The 16787-nt window shown below is 58.5% G+C and carries 14 protein-coding genes; 12 read left to right on the top strand and 2 right to left on the bottom strand.

Features of this window, described 5'->3' with window-relative positions:
• Window positions 1-53 precede the first annotated feature (53 nt).
• The 11 genes from sucC to sstT all read left to right on the top strand — a co-directional run bounded on the left by sucC (window position 54) and on the right by sstT (window position 13483).
• Entirely contained in the window at window positions 54-1220 is a 1167-nt protein-coding gene (sucC, locus tag E0D86_RS18640) for an ADP-forming succinate--CoA ligase subunit beta (RefSeq protein ID WP_131651543.1), read from the top strand.
• The gene (gene sucD / locus E0D86_RS18635) at window positions 1220-2107 is read left to right on the top strand and encodes a succinate--CoA ligase subunit alpha (RefSeq protein WP_131651542.1); all 888 of its coding nucleotides are present in this window, start codon (window positions 1220-1222) and stop codon (window positions 2105-2107) included. The genes sucC and sucD overlap by 1 nt, the downstream gene beginning before the upstream one ends.
• A gap of 474 nt (window positions 2108-2581) precedes the next feature.
• Window positions 2582-3895, top strand: coding sequence for a branched-chain amino acid transport system II carrier protein (gene brnQ, locus E0D86_RS18630; RefSeq protein ID WP_131651541.1), 1314 nt, complete (start codon window positions 2582-2584; stop codon window positions 3893-3895).
• 83 nt (window positions 3896-3978) lie between these two features.
• Window positions 3979-4704 (top strand): DUF599 domain-containing protein, encoded by a 726-nt coding sequence (locus E0D86_RS18625; protein ID WP_131651540.1) that lies wholly within the window; start codon window positions 3979-3981, stop codon window positions 4702-4704.
• Between the two features lie 55 nt (window positions 4705-4759).
• Window positions 4760-5218, top strand: a complete 459-nt coding sequence (locus tag E0D86_RS18620; RefSeq protein ID WP_131651539.1) for a PaaI family thioesterase — start codon at window positions 4760-4762, stop codon at window positions 5216-5218.
• Window positions 5215-5661: a PaaI family thioesterase gene (locus E0D86_RS18615; protein ID WP_131651538.1), complete on the top strand. Its 447-nt coding sequence runs from the start codon at window positions 5215-5217 to the stop codon at window positions 5659-5661. Before E0D86_RS18620 ends, E0D86_RS18615 begins: the two co-directional genes overlap by 4 nt.
• Window positions 5662-5703: 42 nt before the next feature.
• A complete protein-coding gene (locus E0D86_RS18610; protein WP_131651537.1) occupies window positions 5704-6954 on the top strand; it encodes an MFS transporter in 1251 nt (416 codons plus the stop codon).
• 153 nt (window positions 6955-7107) lie between these two features.
• On the top strand, window positions 7108-9015 hold the full coding sequence (gene htpG / locus E0D86_RS18605) for a molecular chaperone HtpG (protein ID WP_131651536.1): 1908 nt from the start codon (window positions 7108-7110) through the stop codon (window positions 9013-9015).
• 232 nt (window positions 9016-9247) lie between these two features.
• On the top strand, window positions 9248-10240 hold the full coding sequence (locus E0D86_RS18600) for an amidohydrolase family protein (RefSeq protein ID WP_131651704.1): 993 nt from the start codon (window positions 9248-9250) through the stop codon (window positions 10238-10240).
• A 180-nt stretch (window positions 10241-10420) separates the two neighbouring features.
• Complete coding sequence (locus tag E0D86_RS18595; RefSeq protein ID WP_131651535.1) at window positions 10421-12046, top strand: methyl-accepting chemotaxis protein; 1626 nt, start codon at window positions 10421-10423, stop codon at window positions 12044-12046.
• A gap of 192 nt (window positions 12047-12238) precedes the next feature.
• Complete coding sequence (gene sstT / locus E0D86_RS18590; RefSeq protein ID WP_131651534.1) at window positions 12239-13483, top strand: serine/threonine transporter SstT; 1245 nt, start codon at window positions 12239-12241, stop codon at window positions 13481-13483.
• 104 nt (window positions 13484-13587) lie between these two features.
• On the opposite strand, the gene fabB is transcribed toward sstT, so the two are convergent.
• Both fabB and fabA read right to left on the bottom strand, forming a co-directional pair.
• A complete protein-coding gene (gene fabB, locus E0D86_RS18585; protein WP_131651533.1) occupies window positions 13588-14805 on the bottom strand; it encodes a beta-ketoacyl-ACP synthase I in 1218 nt (405 codons plus the stop codon).
• An 11-nt stretch (window positions 14806-14816) separates the two neighbouring features.
• Window positions 14817-15332 carry a 3-hydroxyacyl-[acyl-carrier-protein] dehydratase FabA gene (gene fabA, locus E0D86_RS18580; protein WP_045161538.1) on the bottom strand — a complete coding sequence of 172 codons (516 nt, stop codon included), beginning with the start codon at window positions 15330-15332 and terminating at the stop codon, window positions 14817-14819.
• A gap of 414 nt (window positions 15333-15746) precedes the next feature.
• On the opposite strand from fabA, the gene E0D86_RS18575 reads away from it, so the two are divergent.
• Window positions 15747-16769, top strand: a complete 1023-nt coding sequence (locus E0D86_RS18575; protein ID WP_131651532.1) for an NAD(P)H-dependent glycerol-3-phosphate dehydrogenase — start codon at window positions 15747-15749, stop codon at window positions 16767-16769.
• Window positions 16770-16787 lie beyond the last annotated feature (18 nt).

Below are 16787 nucleotides of genomic sequence, written 5' to 3'. Positions count from 1 at the left end.
CGACGCGGCATACATGCAACGTCTGATGCACATCAAACCGAACGGTAGCTAAGATGAATCTTCACGAATATCAGGGTAAGCAACTGTTTGCTGAGTACGGATTGCCAGTTTCCAAAGGCTACGCAGTCGATAGCCCGAAGGAAGCGGCGGAAGCCTGTGACCATATCGGTGGCACCGAGTGGGTGGTCAAGGCCCAGGTACATGCTGGTGGCCGCGGCAAAGCGGGTGGTGTCAAGCTGGTACGCAGCAAGGACGAAGCCCGTGCATTCGCCGAGCAGTGGCTGGACAAGCGTCTGGTGACCTACCAGACCGACGCCAACGGCCAGCCGGTCAGCAAGATTCTCGTCGAAGCCTGCACCGACATCGACAAGGAGCTCTATCTGGGCGCCGTGGTCGATCGCGCCACCCGCCGCATCGTGTTCATGGCGTCCACTGAAGGTGGCGTGGACATCGAAAAGGTCGCTCACGATACCCCTGAAAAAATCCTCAAGGCCACGATTGATCCGCTGGTTGGTGCTCAGCCGTTCCAGGGCCGCGAGCTGGCGTTCCAGCTGGGCCTGAAAGGCGATCAGGTCAAGCAGTTCGTGCACATCTTCGTGGGCCTGGGCAAGCTTTTCGTCGATTACGACCTGGCGCTGCTGGAAGTCAACCCGCTGGTCATCAAAAAAGACGGCAACCTGCACTGCCTGGATGCCAAGCTGAACATCGACAGCAACGCCATCTACCGCCAGCCGAAGCTGCGCGGCATGCAGGATCCCTCTCAGGATGACCCGCGCGAAGCTCACGCGGCCAAGTGGGAGCTGAACTACGTAGCGCTGGACGGTAACATTGGCTGCATGGTCAACGGCGCAGGTCTGGCGATGGGCACCATGGACATCGTCAACCTGCACGGCGGCAAGCCAGCCAACTTCCTCGACGTGGGCGGCGGCGCTACCGAAGAGCGTGTTACCGAGGCATTCAAGATCATTCTTTCCGACGAAAACGTTGCCGCTGTTCTGGTCAACATCTTCGGTGGCATCGTCCGCTGCGACATGATCGCCGAAGGCATCATCGGTGCGGTCAAGGAAGTCGGCGTGAAGGTGCCGGTGGTCGTTCGCCTGGAAGGCAACAATGCCGCACTTGGCGCCAAGATGCTGGGTGAAAGTGGTCTGAACATCATCGGTGCAACCAGCCTGACCGATGCGGCCATTCAAGTCGTCAAAGCCGCGGAGGGCAAATAATGAGCGTCCTGATCAATAAAGACACCAAGGTCATCTGCCAGGGCTTTACCGGCTCGCAGGGCACCTTCCACTCCGAGCAGGCCATCGAGTACGGAACCAAGATGGTTGGCGGCGTGACGCCGGGCAAGGGCGGCACTACCCACCTCGGCCTCCCGGTATTCAATACCGTCAAGGAAGCGGTGCAGGCGACTGGTGCCGAGGCGTCCGTCATCTATGTACCGGCGCCATTCTGCAAGGATTCGATTCTGGAGGCTGCGTTTGGCGGCATCAAGCTGATCGTTTGCATCACCGAAGGCATCCCGACCCTCGATATGCTTGAAGTGAAGATCAAGTGCGATGAGCTGGGTGTGCGTCTGATTGGCCCGAACTGCCCCGGCGTAATTACTCCGGGTGAGTGCAAGATCGGTATCCAGCCAGGTCATATTCATTTGCCTGGTAAGGTCGGTATCGTTTCACGTTCCGGCACCCTGACTTACGAAGCGGTCAAGCAGACCACTGACGCCGGTTTCGGTCAGTCCACCTGCGTCGGCATCGGTGGCGACCCGATTCCAGGTTCGACCTTCATCGACATCCTCAAGCTGTTCCAAGAAGACCCGCAGACCGAAGCGATCGTGATGATCGGTGAAATCGGTGGCTCCGCCGAGGAAGAAGCCGCAGCCTACATCAAGGCGAACGTCACCAAGCCGGTCGTTTCCTACATTGCCGGTGTGACGGCTCCCGCCGGTAAGCGCATGGGCCATGCCGGTGCGATCATCTCTGGTGGCAAGGGTACCGCTGACGAGAAGTTCGCTGCGCTGCAGGATGCCGGAGTCAAGACTGTTCGTTCGCTTGCCGATATCGGCAAGGCGCTTGCAGAACTGACCGGTTGGGAAGTCAAGCAAGGCTGATTTCTGACCTGCGACACGAGATGCCAGTCAGCCTGTCTGACTGGCATTTTTGGTTTCCAGAGTCCTGCAATTGCAGCTGGTGCAGCTGACTCTCTTAGTCAGCTGGCTAACAAAGCGCAGCATGGAGCGTTAGCTGCATCGCTTAACTGAACGGCATTAGCGGTTTTCAGCGGAAACCGTTTTCTGATCGGATCGTAGAGGGCTGAATTACGTGGCATGTGGAGGGCGTGAACTGCCGGGGCGCTTTCCCGATTTCGTAATGCTCAGCTTTTTATGTGCCGTCGCCTCGGGGCGAAGTGGTTGGCTTTGTTAGCGCAACATCGTCGAAAATTGGCAAAGTCTCGCTCTAGAGCGGGAATTCCATTAAGGTGCGTCCTTTTTTCTCGCGTGGCTCGACGAATACTGTCCGCTTGCCGAGACGGATGCGCCTGGGTGCGTCCTTCGAACCAGAACCTCCTGCAGTGGTAATAAACGATGACTCGATTGAAAGGCCTGGATCTGCTGGCCCTTGGATTCATGACATTCGCGCTCTTCCTCGGCGCTGGCAATATCATCTTTCCACCAAGCGCCGGTATGGCTGCCGGGCATTCCATCTGGCCCGCCGCGATGGGTTTCTTGTTGACCGGTGTTGGGTTGCCGCTGCTCACCGTAATTGCGCTGGCGCGCGTTGGCGGCGGTATGGACAGGCTAACCGCGCCACTGGGGCGGGGCGCCGGAACGCTGCTAGCCGTTGCCGTATATCTGGCCATCGGCCCGCTGTTCGCGACGCCGCGCACAGCGGTGGTGTCCTTCGAAATGGGCGTGGCGCCGTTCACCGGAAACTCGGCCATACCGCTGTTCGTTTACACCGCGTTGTTCTTTGCTGCGACGCTGTTTCTCGTACTGAATCCCGGTCAGCTGGTTGATCGGGTCGGTAAATTCATTACGCCGGTGCTGCTTGCGGCTTTGCTGGTTCTCGGGGGGGCAGCTCTTTTCGCGCCAGCCGGTGAAATCGGCACCACAGCTGAGAGCTACCGCAACGGCCCATTACTCAAGGGCTTTCTCGAAGGGTACCTGACGATGGATACGTTGGGTGCGCTGGTGTTCGGCATCGTTATCGCCACCGCCATTCGCGACCGAGGTGTGACGGAGCCCGCGCTGGTAACGCGCTACTCGGTGATTGCCGGAGCCATTGCAGCGGTTGGGCTCTCGCTTGTTTATCTGGCGCTTTTCTATCTTGGCGCGACTAGCCAGGGCATCGCAGGCGACGCACAGAACGGTGTGCAGATCCTCACTAGTTACGTGCAGCACACATTCGGTACTACGGGCAGCTTGTTGTTGGCCGTGGTGATAACCCTGGCGTGTCTGACCACTGCGGTCGGACTGACAACTGCCTGCGGCGAATATTTCAGCGGTCTCCTTCCGGTCAGTTACCGGGTGGTGGTGGTCGTGTTCACTCTGTTTAGCCTGTTGGTGTCGAACCAGGGGCTGACTCAGCTGATCAGCGTTTCCGTGCCGGTGCTGGTCGGACTCTATCCGCTTGCGATCATGCTGGTTGCGCTGAGTCTGCTTGACCGTTGCTGGGTCTCGCCGAGCCGTGTTTTCGTTCCGGTGATGGCCGTGACCCTTGTTTTCGGCGTTGCGGATGGTCTTTCGGCTGCCGGCTTCACGAATCTGGTTCCCGATATGTTCACCATGTTGCCGCTGGCGGCGCAGAGCATGGGTTGGCTGGTGCCGGTGCTGGTCACTCTGGCGATAGCATTTGTGATCGATCGGCTGCTCGGTACCGCTCGGACCGCCCAGCGTTAGCGAGCGCCCCTGGGACTGCAAGCCTGGGAGCCGAGGCGTCGGTATTGGCTGGCTATAATCAGGCGCGAGTGTTTGGAGGCGTTATGTCTATTCCGAGTCATCTGCTGCCGCACCTGATTGCCGTGGTCTGGTTCATCCTCTGTTGGGCCGGGTATACCCGGTACGCCAGTTGGCGAGCCAGGGATACGGCTTGCCTGGCCTCGGTACTGCATCTTTACCGTCAGGACTGGATGCAGCGCATGCTTATGCGTGACAACCGAATCGCCGATGCGAACGTGATCGGCAATCTGGAGCGCAATGCCAGCTTCTTCGCATCCAGTACGCTGATTATCCTGGCGGGCATCCTCACCGCGCTGGGCGCTTCGGACAGAGCGGTTTCGCTGCTGGCTGATTTGCCGTTCGCGCAACCAGTGAGCCGAGGGCTTTCCGAAATCAAACTGCTCTCACTGGGTGTCGTCTTCGTCTACGCCTTTTTTACCTTCAGCTGGTGCATGCGGCAGTACAATTTTGCCGCTGTGCTGGTCGCTTCGGCGCCCATGGCCGGTGAGCGCAACGTCAGCGACCAGGAGCGCAAATCATTTGCCGAGCGCTCCGCCCGGGTTATTTCGATGGCGGCCAACCAGTTCAACTTCGGGCTGCGTGCGTATTATTTCGGCATGGCCACGCTGGCGTGGTTCATCCATCCCTGGTTCTTCATGGGTGTGACGGCTGGAGTCGTGTTGATCCTCTATCGGCGCGAATTTCATTCCGACGTGCTGAAGGTGATGGTATTTACGCCAACCTTGCCTGCCGAGCTTCCCAAGGAATAGAGCGCCACGACCGACCCGGTTAATATGCTCGGCTTTTTTCCATTCGAGAGTTCGCATGAGCGATAGCCTGATACTGGAGCGCACCCAACGCTTCCTTTCATTTTTACGTCACTGCCAAGTCCTCGGCATGAGCGTCGAACATGCCGATGCCAAAGGGCTCACACTGCGCCTACCGTACAGCGAAAAGATCGTCAGCGATCCTGAAAGCGGGCGTGTTCACGGCGGGGCGATCACTACACTCATGGACACGACCTGCGGTATCTCCACGGCGTGTTCGCTACCCGAACTGGAAATCTGTCCGACGCTCGACCTGCGCATCGATTACATGCACCCGGCGGAACCGAATCATGATGTGTTCGGCTTCGCGGAATGCTATCGGGTCACACCGACGGTAATCTTCACGCGCGGGGTGGCCTACCAGCGCAATATCAATGAGCCGATCGCACACGTCGTCGGGGCATTTATGCGCATGGGTACGAACGCCCCGGTTCCGGCGCCGGAGGTGCCTCGATGAGCCGTCTGGATCTTGATGCATTGGTCAGCGAAGCTCACGCCAGCAACAATTACGATGCGCTGCTGCAAATGGTGCCGTATGCCAAGCTCATCGGCATCGAGTGTTTGCGGTTGGGCGATGAGATGGTATTCCGGCTGCCAAAGAACCTGGACAACATCGGTAATCCCACGCTTCCGGCTATCCACGGTGGTGTGATTGCAGGCTTCATGGAGCATGCAGCGATGCTCCATCTGTTGATGTTCATGGGCGCGCCACATTTGCCCAAAATCATCGACTTCTCGATAGATTATCTTCGGGCCGGTCACTATCGTGACACCTTTGCCGCATGCCAGGTCTGGCGTCAGGGGCGTCGGGTAGCCAACGTCGCCGTGACAGCCTGGCAAACGAATCAGGCCGAGCCAATAGCCACTGCACGTTGTCACTTCAAGGTCAACGAGCCCTGATACGTCTGGCGGTTGCCACTACAGATGTATGAAGGGTGTTGAATGGATGCGTTGCTGATACTGGGCGGGCTGCTGCTGATAGTAGCGGGTATCGTCTGGTTGATCGTTCTGGCCTTTGAAACGGGCTTGCTGTGGGGTGTTGGAAGCCTGCTTCCGCCGATTACTCTGCTCTACGTGATTCGATACTGGAGCGTCGCTCGAAAGGCTATCGGCCTCTCAGGGCTGGGATTCATACCTCTGGTTGTCGGGTTCACACTGCTCGCCAATCATGAGCCGGAACGAGTCGCGGCGATTGCCAGCCTCAAATGGCTTGAGCCGGACGAACACGCGCAGAGCCATGACCTGGCCATCCAACTGCGTGGCCAGCTTGATGGGCGCCCGTTCAATCCCCGCTCTGGCACGCTCATGGATGGCGTGCTGACGCTGCGGGAGGGCGATGGTCTATTCGCGTTGCAGGAGATCATCATTCGCCTGGGTGCCGCTCCGACGGGCGCGCTGCAGGTCGATGTGCTGCCCCAGGATGCCAATCCGATGCCCGAAATCGAGATCAACTGGATGCGTCCGGAGCAGGTGTTGCCAGAAGCGCGTACGATCAAGAGCGGCTACACCCTGCATCTCGATCTGCAACCGGTGCCACCGAACAGGTTGGCCGGCGGCTTTCACCTGGTTCTGCCAGCGTACTACCGCACCAGTATCAGCGGCCATGTCGAGCTTTTCACGGATGAGCTTCGTTATCGCTCGGGTCAGGTCGATCTGACTCACGACTCGACCGATACGCTCACTTATCTGGCCAAGGATTACCTGCAGAGACGTTTCCAGACGCCCGCCGTAACCATCGAATTGCTAGCGCCCGTCAGCTTTCCGGCCTCGGCTCTGGTTATCTCTGTGCAAGCAGAGGTGAAGGGGACGACCGACCGTTTCGAGCTGAATGTTCGTAAGGATGAACGAGGCTGGGCGGTCGAAAACGATGATTATCCACCTCTGCCTTTAGAAGTCGAAACACAACCCAAGGTGGAGGCAATCCGATCGGAAGTGCTTACGGACAGCACACCATTGCCTCGCACCGATCGCCGACAGCGGTTGTCCCTCGAGCGGTTACTGCGTAATCCGGCGCGCTATGAACATCTTCAGATGCGGGCACATACGGAACGCGGCGGGGTGGCCGAAGGGCGCTTCGTCGGTGTCGATCGAGACGGAAATTTGGCAATTCGGCGGATTCTGGAAGGGCCTGGAGAGGCTATCTACAATCTTGCGCCGGACGATATCGTCCTGCTCGAACTGCTTGAGCCGTAGCATCGGATCGCCGGCATCTGTCTGGCGGTTCCGGCTTCGAACTGAAGTAGAGGATGCCGCTCGACGCACTTGATTTTCCTCACCCAGCCCCCATCTGCTTGTCATTGCCGCAATTGCGGTCCCTGCCATTGACGATGTGGAGTTTGCAAGACGATGAGTGTGGAAACTCAAAACAAAGAAACCCTGGGCTTCCAGACCGAGGTGAAGCAACTGCTTCACCTGATGATCCATTCGCTGTACTCGAACAAGGAAATCTTCCTTCGCGAGCTGATTTCCAACGCGTCCGATGCCGCCGACAAACTGCGTTTCGAAGCGCTGGCCAAGCCGGAGCTGCTCGAAGGTGGTGCCGACCTGAAGATCCGCGTCACGTTCGACAAGGATGCCAAGACCGTTACCCTCGAGGATAACGGCATCGGCATGAATCGCGATGACGTCATCACCCATCTGGGCACCATTGCCAAGTCCGGTACCGCAGATTTCATGAAGCACCTCACGGGCGATCAGAAAAAGGATTCGCACCTGATCGGTCAGTTCGGGGTGGGTTTCTATTCTGCATTCATCGTTGCCGATCAGGTCGAGGTGTTCAGCCGCCGCGCTGGCACGCCTGCCGAGGAAGGCGTGTACTGGTCGTCGAAGGGGGAGGGTGATTTCGAGGTCGCCACCATCGAAAAAGCCGAGCGCGGAACCCGTATCGTTCTGCACCTCAAGTCGGGCGAAGAAGAGTTCGCCGATGGCTGGCGCCTGCGCAACATCATCAAGAAATACTCCGACCACATTGCGCTGCCCATCGAACTGCCCAAAGAACTGCATGGCGAGGAGGAGGACAAGCCGGCCGAGCCCGAGTGGGAAACCGTCAACCGCGCCAGCGCGCTCTGGACTCGTCCACGCACCGAGGTGAAGGACGAGGAATACCAGGAGTTCTACAAGCACGTCGGCCACGATTTCGAGAATCCGCTGGCCTGGAGCCACAACAAGGTCGAGGGGAAACTGGAATACACCTCGTTGCTCTACGTACCGGGCCGCGCGCCGTTCGATCTGTATCAGCGCGAGGCACCCAAGGGGCTCAAGCTTTACGTACAGCGCGTGTTCATCATGGATCAGGCCGATGAGTTCCTGCCGCTGTACCTGCGTTTCATTAAAGGTGTGGTCGACTCCAACGATCTATCGCTGAACGTTTCGCGGGAAATCCTGCAGAAGGACCCGGTCATCGACTCGATGAAATCGGCGCTGACCAAGCGCGTCCTGGACATGCTCGATAAGTTGGCCAAGGACAAGCCGGAGGACTACAAGAACTTCTGGAAACAGTTCGGCCAAGTGCTCAAAGAAGGTCCAGCGGAAGACTTCGCCAACAAGGAGAAGATTGCAGGACTCCTGCGCTTCGCTTCGACCCAGGATGCTTCCGGTGAGCAAAGCGTGTCGCTGGCCGACTACCTGGGTCGCGTGAAGGAAGGGCAGGACAAGGTCTACTTCCTGACCGGTGAATCCTACGCTCAGGTTAAGAGCAGCCCGCATCTGGAAGTCTTCCGCAAGAAGGGCATCGAAGTGCTGCTGCTCACTGATCGTATCGACGAGTGGCTGACGAGCTACCTCACCGAATTCGATGGCAAGCAGTTCGTAGATGTTGCTCGAGGCGATCTCGATCTGGGCAAGCTGGACTCGGAGGAGGACAAGAAGGCTCAGGAAGAAGTCGCCAAAGCGAAGGAGGGGCTGGTCGAACGTCTCAAGTGCGCGCTAGGTGATGCCGTTGCTGAGGTACGTGTATCGCACCGTCTGACCGACTCGCCAGCGATTCTCGCGATTGGCGAGCAGGATCTGGGGCTGCAGATGCGCCAGATTCTCGAGGCCAGCGGGCAGAAGGTGCCGGAGTCCAAGCCGATCTTCGAGATTAACCCGCAGCATCCATTGATCGAGAAGCTGGACGCAGAGCCGGACGAGGATCGCTTCGCCGACCTGTCGCACATTCTCTTCGATCAAGCCGCGCTGGCCGCTGGTGACAGCCTCAAGGACCCAGCCAGCTATGTGCAACGGTTGAATAAGCTGCTGGTTGAGCTTTCAGCCTAAGTTACATATAGGCGTCTGGAAGGCCCGTCATTGACGGGCCTTTTGCGTTCAGGCCTGTAGCTGCTTTTTCGGACACTCTCCGCGCCATAAGTGGGCTGGCCGATCCCCAGCGCATGACCGACACCCGAGCCAAACCGCATTCGGCTACTGAACCGCCACGCGGTAAGGCGGTCTATCCGCTTGGCTGTCAGGAGGTCATTGGTTGTTCAACTTACGAAACTGTTTTGTCGCGATGTGTCTGGTCGCCTTGATCGCACCGGTTCAAGCGCGGGACTATCGCTACAGCGACTCGCATCTGCATTTCGTTGATTTCTTCCAGGAAAGCGACGGCATGGCAAAGTTGCTCGAGGCCATGGACGCCGGTGATATCGACCATGTGATGATCAGCGGCATCCCCGTTGCCAAAAAGTGGCACGAAAACGAACCCAAGCGGCCTCGTTACTATGCTGGCGACGATGCGCCGGTTTATTGGTACAGCGCGACCGATGTGGTAGTTGCCGCGGCCCTGAAAGAGCTGAGCGACGAGCAGCGACGCCGTTTCCATCCGTTTCTCTCGGGTTTCAATCCCAACGACAAGAATGCCGATGCGCATATCCGGCGGATGCTCGAACTCGATCCGGGCCTCTGGCAGGGGTTGGGAGAAATATTCACGCGGCACGACGACGTCACTGCCTTGACCGAAGGCGATACACCTCGCGCCAACAATGAAGCGCTGACGCGTGTCTATCATCTGGCCGCCGAATACGATCTGCCCGTGATGCTGCATTCGAACATCACCTCCAAGCGTGAGCGTAACCCGCTGTATCTGGGTGAGCTGGAAGAGGCGCTGCGTAATCACCCCCATACCCGCTTCATTTGGGCGCACGCGGGGACGAGCATGGAGCTGCACCGTCATCAGGAAAAGCTCGATTTTCTTTTGGAGACGGTCACGCGGTTGCTGAATGACTATCCAAACCTTTACATCGATCTCTCCTGGACGATGCTCAATCCCTATCTCGTGGATGAGTCTGGTCAGCCAGACAGGGACTGGCTGGAATTGGTCGGGCGCCACCCCACGCGTTTTATGCTGGGTTCCGACGTGGTCGGGCGGTTCGACAATCTGGGTGAGGGGATGCATGCATTCGACCCGTTTCTCGATGCGTTACCCGAGTCGATTGCTCACAAGGTTGCACGTGACAACTTCCTTGATGTGCTGCCTCGCAAGCGGCAGGCTGAGGTTCGCTGAGCTGTGGAGTAAGAGCCGAGGCGAATTTGATGAATAGAACGCTGCGGTAGCAACCGCCGGTCGCGTTCTTTCCATGAAACGTGTTTTTCTGACGTCAATTTTTCAAGCTTATCGGTCGGGCTCCGATACCGAGGTAACCGCTGCGATGCTGCAGCGCTTCCTTTGGAGTAGTGAGCCCCCATGTCCATTCGACGTTTGAATATCTCCATCCGCTCGGCCATTGGCTTCGGCCTGATTGGTTTCATGGTTTTGGCGCTTGGCCTGTTTGCATTGAAGCAGATGGCTGATATGCGCAAGGAATCCAGCCAAGTGGATCAGGTCTGGCTGCCGAGCCTCATCAGTTTGGGTGGTCTTGATATCGGCATGCAACGCACGCGTGCACTCACCATTCGGATGGTCACGCTAGACAGCAGCGAAGCGCTTAGCGCGACACGGCAGACACTCGACAAGCTCTCCGGTGATGTTCGTTCGATGCAGGCCGACTATGAGCGGCTGTTAACCACAGAGGAAGAGAAATCCGCTTATCAACGGTTCAAGGCGGCTCGAAGCCTTTATATGGTTGAGCAGGTGAAGGTGGTCGATTACGCAAGCAAGCGCGAGCGGGAACAAGCCCTGCAGGTCATGAACGGCTCTATCAATGCCCACGCCGATGCAATGACCAAGGCTTTAACCGACCTTCAGCAGATCAATGAGAAAGAGGCGGGGCGCGCTGCAGACCGCGCGCTTGCTGCGTACGAAACGGCCTTCAACTGGGTGATCATCACCATTGTCATGGCTGCGCTGGTCACCGTGGCGCTGGCTGTTCTGTTTACCCGAAGTATCGTTCGGCCTTTGAGGCAAGCTGTCGAGGTGGCTGAAGCCGTCGCCTCGGGTGATCTCACTCGAGATTTCCTTATCGAAGGCAACGATGAGCCGGCGCGCCTGCTGGCTGCACTCAAGGCGATGCAGGCAAGCTTGCGTAACACCATTCAAGGTATTTCCGATTCGTCCAATCAGCTCGCTTCAGCGGCGGAAGAGCTCAACACCGTGACCGAAGACTCAACTCGCGGTCTGCATCAGCAGAATCACGAGATCGAGCAGGCCGCTACTGCTGTGAATGAAATGACTGCGGCAGTGGACGAGGTCGCCCGCAATGCGGTGGTCACTTCAGAAGCCTCGCGTGAGTCGGACAAGACTGCGCAGCATGGCCGTGGACAGGTGATCAAAACAGTTGAATCCATCGGTATGCTGGCGGCTGATGTCACCACCACGGCCAGCCAGGTCGAGCAACTGGCAGGCCAGGTTCGAGACATCAGCAAGGTGCTGGATGTGATCCGTTCGATCGCCGAGCAGACCAACTTGCTGGCGCTCAACGCCGCCATCGAAGCGGCACGTGCTGGCGAGGCTGGGCGCGGGTTTGCCGTCGTTGCGGATGAAGTAAGGGCGCTGGCGCATCGTACTCAGCAGTCCACTCAAGAGATCGAGCAGATGATCGGTGACGTGCATCAGGGCACCGATAAGGCCGTTCAAGCCATGCAGGCCAGTAACGAACGAGCACGCAGCACGCTCGACGTCGCTCGCACTGCAGGTGAGGCGCTTGAGGACATCACCAAGGCCATCAGCCAGATCAGCGAGCGCAATCTGGTCATAGCCAGCGCTTCGGAGCAGCAGGCCCAGGTGGCACGTGAGGTCGACCGTAATCTGGTCAATATCCGTGACCTGTCATTGCAGTCCTCGGCGGGCGCCAATCAGACCAGCGCAGCGAGCCAGGAGCTGTCGCATTTGGCGATCCGATTGAACGAGATGGTTGCGCGTTTCCGGATTTGACGGAGTCGCGACGCCCCGCCCGCCGGGGCGTCGCTGTACCGCAACCAATTCCGTGGCAGCCCTCGGTTCGTCTCAATGCTGGGCATATGGGCGTAGGATGCGTACTATTCGGCGTTTTTATTCGAACCTTCGCCTGCTCCAGTGCCGGGAAAGCCTTGGGTTCGCTCCAGCCTCTTACGCCGAGACTCTGTGATGTCCAACCTTTCAACCCGTCTTTTCAGAGCTTATAACCGCGTCAGTCTGGTGACGCAGATCGTTGTCGGGCTTATCGCCGGTTGTCTGCTGGCCTGGTTGTTTCCGCAAGCGGCAAAGTCGGTCAGCTTGCTGGGTGATCTGTTCGTGTCTGGGTTGAAGGCTGTCGCCCCGATCCTGGTGTTTGTGCTGGTGACAGCGTCGCTGGCCAACCATAAACGCGGACAGCCGACGCATATTCGGCCGATTCTGATTCTCTATGCCTTGGGTACCTTGAGCGCCGCTGTGGTAGCGGTGACAGCCAGCGCACTGTTTCCAACGACTCTGATATTGACCAGCCAGGCGAACGATGTGGTGCCGCCCTCGGGCGTTGGCGCGGTGCTGCAAACGTTGATGTTCAACGTAGTAGACAACCCGGTACGGGCACTTATCGAAGGGAACTTCATCGGCATTCTGGCCTGGGCCATAGGCCTTGGATTCGCCTTCCGCTATGCTCGTGACAGCACGCGTGACCTGATAACCGATATGTCGGAAGGTGTGACGCTGATCGTCAAGGTGGTGATCCGCTTTGCGCCGCTGGGCATCTTCGGTCTGGTAGCCGGAACACTTGCCGAGTCCGGGTTCTCGACGCTGACTGGTTACCTGAAACTGCTACTGGTTCTGGTTGGCAGCATGCTGTTCATGGCGCTGGTGGTGAATCCGTTGATCGTGTTCTGGCAGATTCGCAAGAATCCCTATCCGCTGGTCTTCACCTGTCTGCGTGAAAGTGGCATCACTGCGTTCTTCACGCGCAGTTCGGCGGCGAATATCCCAGTCAACATGCAGCTGTGCGAACGTCTCGGGTTGCATAAGGACACCTACTCGGTGTCGATTCCGCTGGGCGCGACCATCAACATGGGTGGGGCAGCCATCACCATCACGGTGCTGACCCTCGCCGCAGTCAATACGCTGGGTGTCGTTGTAGATATTCCTACCGCCATTCTGCTCAGTCTGCTCGCCTCTATCTGCGCTTGCGGTGCTTCCGGCGTGGCTGGCGGCTCGCTGTTGTTGATTCCGCTAGCTTGCAGTCTGTTCGGAATATCCAACGATATGGCCATGCAGGTGGTTGCGGTCGGATTCATCATCGGTGTGGTGCAGGATTCGGCTGAAACTGCGCTGAATTCATCCACTGACGTGCTGTTTACAGCGGCGTCCTGTATGGCTCATGGCGATACAGTCGCAGTGACGGACGAAGGCTTGAGTTGAACCGTCCTGCGATTTACTTCAGCTTGAAACTTTGAAGTGCAAACGAAAACGCCCCGATCAGCTTGCTGATCGGGGCGTTTTCATTACTGCGGCTGTTCGGACGATCAGCCTTTCCAGCGCTTGAGCACCAGGGTGGCGTTGGTGCCACCGAAGCCGAAGCTGTTGCTCATCACGGTGTCGAACTGAGCGTTCTCGCGGGTTTCGCGAACGATCGGCAGGTCGGCGACTTCCGGGTCCAGCTCGTCGATGTTGGCCGAGCCGGCGATGAAGTTGCCCTGCATCATCAGCATGCAGTAGATCGCTTCGTGGACGCCGGCGGCGCCCAGCGAATGGCCGGACAGACTCTTGGTTGAGCTGATGGCCGGGATCTTGTCACCGAACATGTTGCGCACGGCCTTGGCCTCGGCCACGTCGCCCACCGGGGTGGAAGTGCCGTGGGTGTTGAGATAGTCGACCGGGCCGTCGACCGTGGCCATCGCCTGCTGCATGCAGCGCAGCGCGCCTTCGCCACTGGGGGCGACCATGTCATAGCCGTCGGACGTGGCGCCGTAGCCGACGATTTCCGCGTAGATCTTGGCGCCGCGCTTGAGCGCGTGCTCCAGCTCCTCGACCACCACCATGCCGCCGCCGCCGGCAATGACGAAACCGTCGCGCTTGGAATCATAGGCGCGTGAGGCCTTTTCCGGCGTGTCGTTGTACTGGCTGGAGAGGGCGCCCATGGCGTCGAACAGGCAGCTCTGGCTGTAGTGCTCTTCTTCACCGCCACCGGCGAAGACCACGTCCTGCTTGCCCATCTGGATCTGCTCCATGGCATGGCCGATGCAATGCGCGCTGGTGGCGCAGGCCGAAGCGATGGAATAGTTGATGCCCTTGATGCGGAACGGCGTAGCCAGGCAGGCGGAAACCGTGCTGCTCATGGTGCGTGGCACCCGATATGGGCCGATGCGCTTGACGCCCTTGTCGCGCAGGATGTCGATGGCTTCCATCTGGTTGATGGTCGAAGCGCCACCAGAGCCGGCGATCAGACCGATGCGCGGATTGGAAATGTCATCGGCGCTGAGGCCGGAGTCTTCCAATGCCTGTTGCATGGCCAGATAGGCATAAGCCGCCGCATCGCCCATGAAGCGCAGGACCTTGCGGTCGATCAGCTCTTCAAGGTTCAGATCGACTGAACCCGAGACCTGGCTGCGCAGACCCATGTCCGCATAGGCCTGATTGAAACGAATGCCAGGGCGGCTGGCGCGCAGGTTGGCGGAAACGGTGTCTTTGTCATTGCCGAGGCAGGAAACGATACCCAGGCCGGTGATCACGACGCGACGCATGCGGAAGTCCTTCAAAAGCTATCGGTAGAGGTAAACAGGCCGACGCGCAAACCTTCGGCACTGTAGATCTCGCGACCATCCACGCTGACGGTGCCGTCGGCGATGCCGAGGATCAGCGAGCGACTGATGGTGCGCTTGATATGAATGTTATAGGTGACCTTCTTGGCGGTCGGAAGGACCTGGCCGAAGAACTTCACTTCGCCAGAACCCAGCGCACGACCACGGCCGGGGTTGCCCTGCCATCCAAGGTAAAAGCCGACCAGCTGCCACATGGCGTCGAGGCCCAGGCAGCCAGGCATGACCGGATCGCCTTCGAAATGACAGGCAAAGAACCAGAGATCAGGGTTGATATCCAGCTCGGCGACCAACTCGCCCTTGCCGTACTTGCCGCCCACTTCGCTGATATGAACGATGCGATCGACCATCAGCATGTTCGGCGCGGGCAGTTGCGCATTACCGGGCCCGAAAAGCTCGCCGCGGCTGCAACGGAGCAGATCTTCCCGAGTAAAGGCCTGTTGTTTGGTCATGCGTATTCCTCAATGGTCCCTTTATGGAGGGCTTGCTGCTTTTTATCTGACTCGAGATTGAAGAGTCCGATCATAAAGACTAGTCATAGACTGTCACCCTGCGCTGAAAGTCACAGCCCAAGGATACCGCTCGTTTCGACCAACTCGTAGGAAGACCATGGTAGAAACGGGCCGATACTTTAACACTCCTGATCTATGACAACGACCATGTGACGTTCTGTCCGTTATGGACCGATGAACAAAGTGTCATGACGATAGCGAGAGCTAGCCGAATAAAGCGGCTTCTGTCGGCTCAATATATCGCTGGAAACTGCAACCTGATGATTCGAATGACGATGGGCTTTGCACTGGCTGCGCGCTGACGGCTACGTATAATGCCGGCACTGCCACCGGGTGGCTCAAAACGGATACCCCATGACTGAACAGCAACCCATTGCGGTGCTTGGCGGCGGTAGCTTCGGTACCGCTATTGCGAATCTACTGGCCGAGAATGGTCACGGCGTGCGCCTGTGGATGCGCGATGCCGAACAGGCCGAGTGCATTCGCACGCAGCGCCAGAACCCTCGATACCTCAAAGGCGTGACGATCCTTTCTCAGGTCTGTCCGGTTACTGATCTGGGGCAGACGCTGGCGGATTGCTCGCTGGTCTTCGTGGCGCTCCCGTCCAGCGCGCTACGCCAGGCGCTAACGCCGTTCGCCGCTCAGCTGTCGGGCAAGATGCTGGTCAGCACGACCAAGGGCATCGAGACGAATGGCTTCATGCTGATGAGCCAGATCTTGGAAGAAATCGCTCCCCAGGCCCGAATCGGTGTGATCTCGGGTCCGAATCTCGCTCGCGAAGTGGCCGAGCATGCGCTGACCGCGACCGTGGTGGCTAGCCACGACGAGGACCTCTGCCGATGCGTGCAGCAGGCTTTGCACGGGCGGACATTCCGCGTCTATGCCAGTGCCGATCGATTCGGTGTCGAGCTCGGGGGCGCGCTGAAAAATGTTTACGCGATCATGGCCGGTATGGCCGCCGCGCTCGGCATGGGTGAGAACACACGTAGCATGCTGATCACGCGTGCGCTCGCCGAGATGACGCGCTTTGCCGTCAGGCTGGGAGCCAATCCCATGACGTTTCTGGGGTTGGCGGGTGTCGGGGATCTGATCGTTACTTGCACCTCGTCGAAAAGCCGCAATTTTCAGGTGGGTCATGCGCTTGGTGAGGGCTTGAGCCTAGACGAGGCGGTGTCACGACTGGGTGAGGTTGCCGAGGGGGTCAACACCATCAAGGTATTGAAGACCAAGGCCGAGGAGCTGCAGGTGTACATGCCGCTGGTCACGGGGCTGCATGCCATTCTGTTCGAGGGGCGTACGCTGGAACAGGTAATCGAGCTGCTGATGCGCGGCGAGCCGAAGACCGACGTGGATTTCATCTCCACTGATGGCTTCTGACAACGACACCGGAGGTAT

Origin of the sequence: Pseudomonas sp. IC_126, assembly GCF_004331835.1 — a bacterium.
In the GTDB taxonomy this organism is placed as follows: domain Bacteria; phylum Pseudomonadota; class Gammaproteobacteria; order Pseudomonadales; family Pseudomonadaceae; genus Stutzerimonas.
This window is presented reverse-complemented; position numbering and strand designations above follow the sequence as displayed.

Bases quoted from the DNA above. Each gene is read 5' to 3' on its own strand.
- sucC (WP_131651543.1), top strand. From the start codon at position 54: ATGAATCTTCACGAATATCAGGGTAAGCAACTGTTTGCTGAGTACGGA.
- sucD (WP_131651542.1), top strand. From the start codon at position 1,220: ATGAGCGTCCTGATCAATAAAGACACCAAGGTCATCTGCCAGGGCTTT.
- brnQ (WP_131651541.1), top strand. From the start codon at position 2,582: ATGACTCGATTGAAAGGCCTGGATCTGCTGGCCCTTGGATTCATGACA.
- E0D86_RS18625 (WP_131651540.1), top strand. From the start codon at position 3,979: ATGTCTATTCCGAGTCATCTGCTGCCGCACCTGATTGCCGTGGTCTGG.
- E0D86_RS18620 (WP_131651539.1), top strand. From the start codon at position 4,760: ATGAGCGATAGCCTGATACTGGAGCGCACCCAACGCTTCCTTTCATTT.
- E0D86_RS18615 (WP_131651538.1), top strand. From the start codon at position 5,215: ATGAGCCGTCTGGATCTTGATGCATTGGTCAGCGAAGCTCACGCCAGC.
- E0D86_RS18610 (WP_131651537.1), top strand. From the start codon at position 5,704: ATGGATGCGTTGCTGATACTGGGCGGGCTGCTGCTGATAGTAGCGGGT.
- htpG (WP_131651536.1), top strand. From the start codon at position 7,108: ATGAGTGTGGAAACTCAAAACAAAGAAACCCTGGGCTTCCAGACCGAG.
- E0D86_RS18600 (WP_131651704.1), top strand. From the start codon at position 9,248: ATGTGTCTGGTCGCCTTGATCGCACCGGTTCAAGCGCGGGACTATCGC.
- E0D86_RS18595 (WP_131651535.1), top strand. From the start codon at position 10,421: ATGTCCATTCGACGTTTGAATATCTCCATCCGCTCGGCCATTGGCTTC.
- sstT (WP_131651534.1), top strand. From the start codon at position 12,239: ATGTCCAACCTTTCAACCCGTCTTTTCAGAGCTTATAACCGCGTCAGT.
- fabB (WP_131651533.1), bottom strand. From the start codon at position 14,805: ATGCGTCGCGTCGTGATCACCGGCCTGGGTATCGTTTCCTGCCTCGGC.
- fabA (WP_045161538.1), bottom strand. From the start codon at position 15,332: ATGACCAAACAACAGGCCTTTACTCGGGAAGATCTGCTCCGTTGCAGC.
- E0D86_RS18575 (WP_131651532.1), top strand. From the start codon at position 15,747: ATGACTGAACAGCAACCCATTGCGGTGCTTGGCGGCGGTAGCTTCGGT.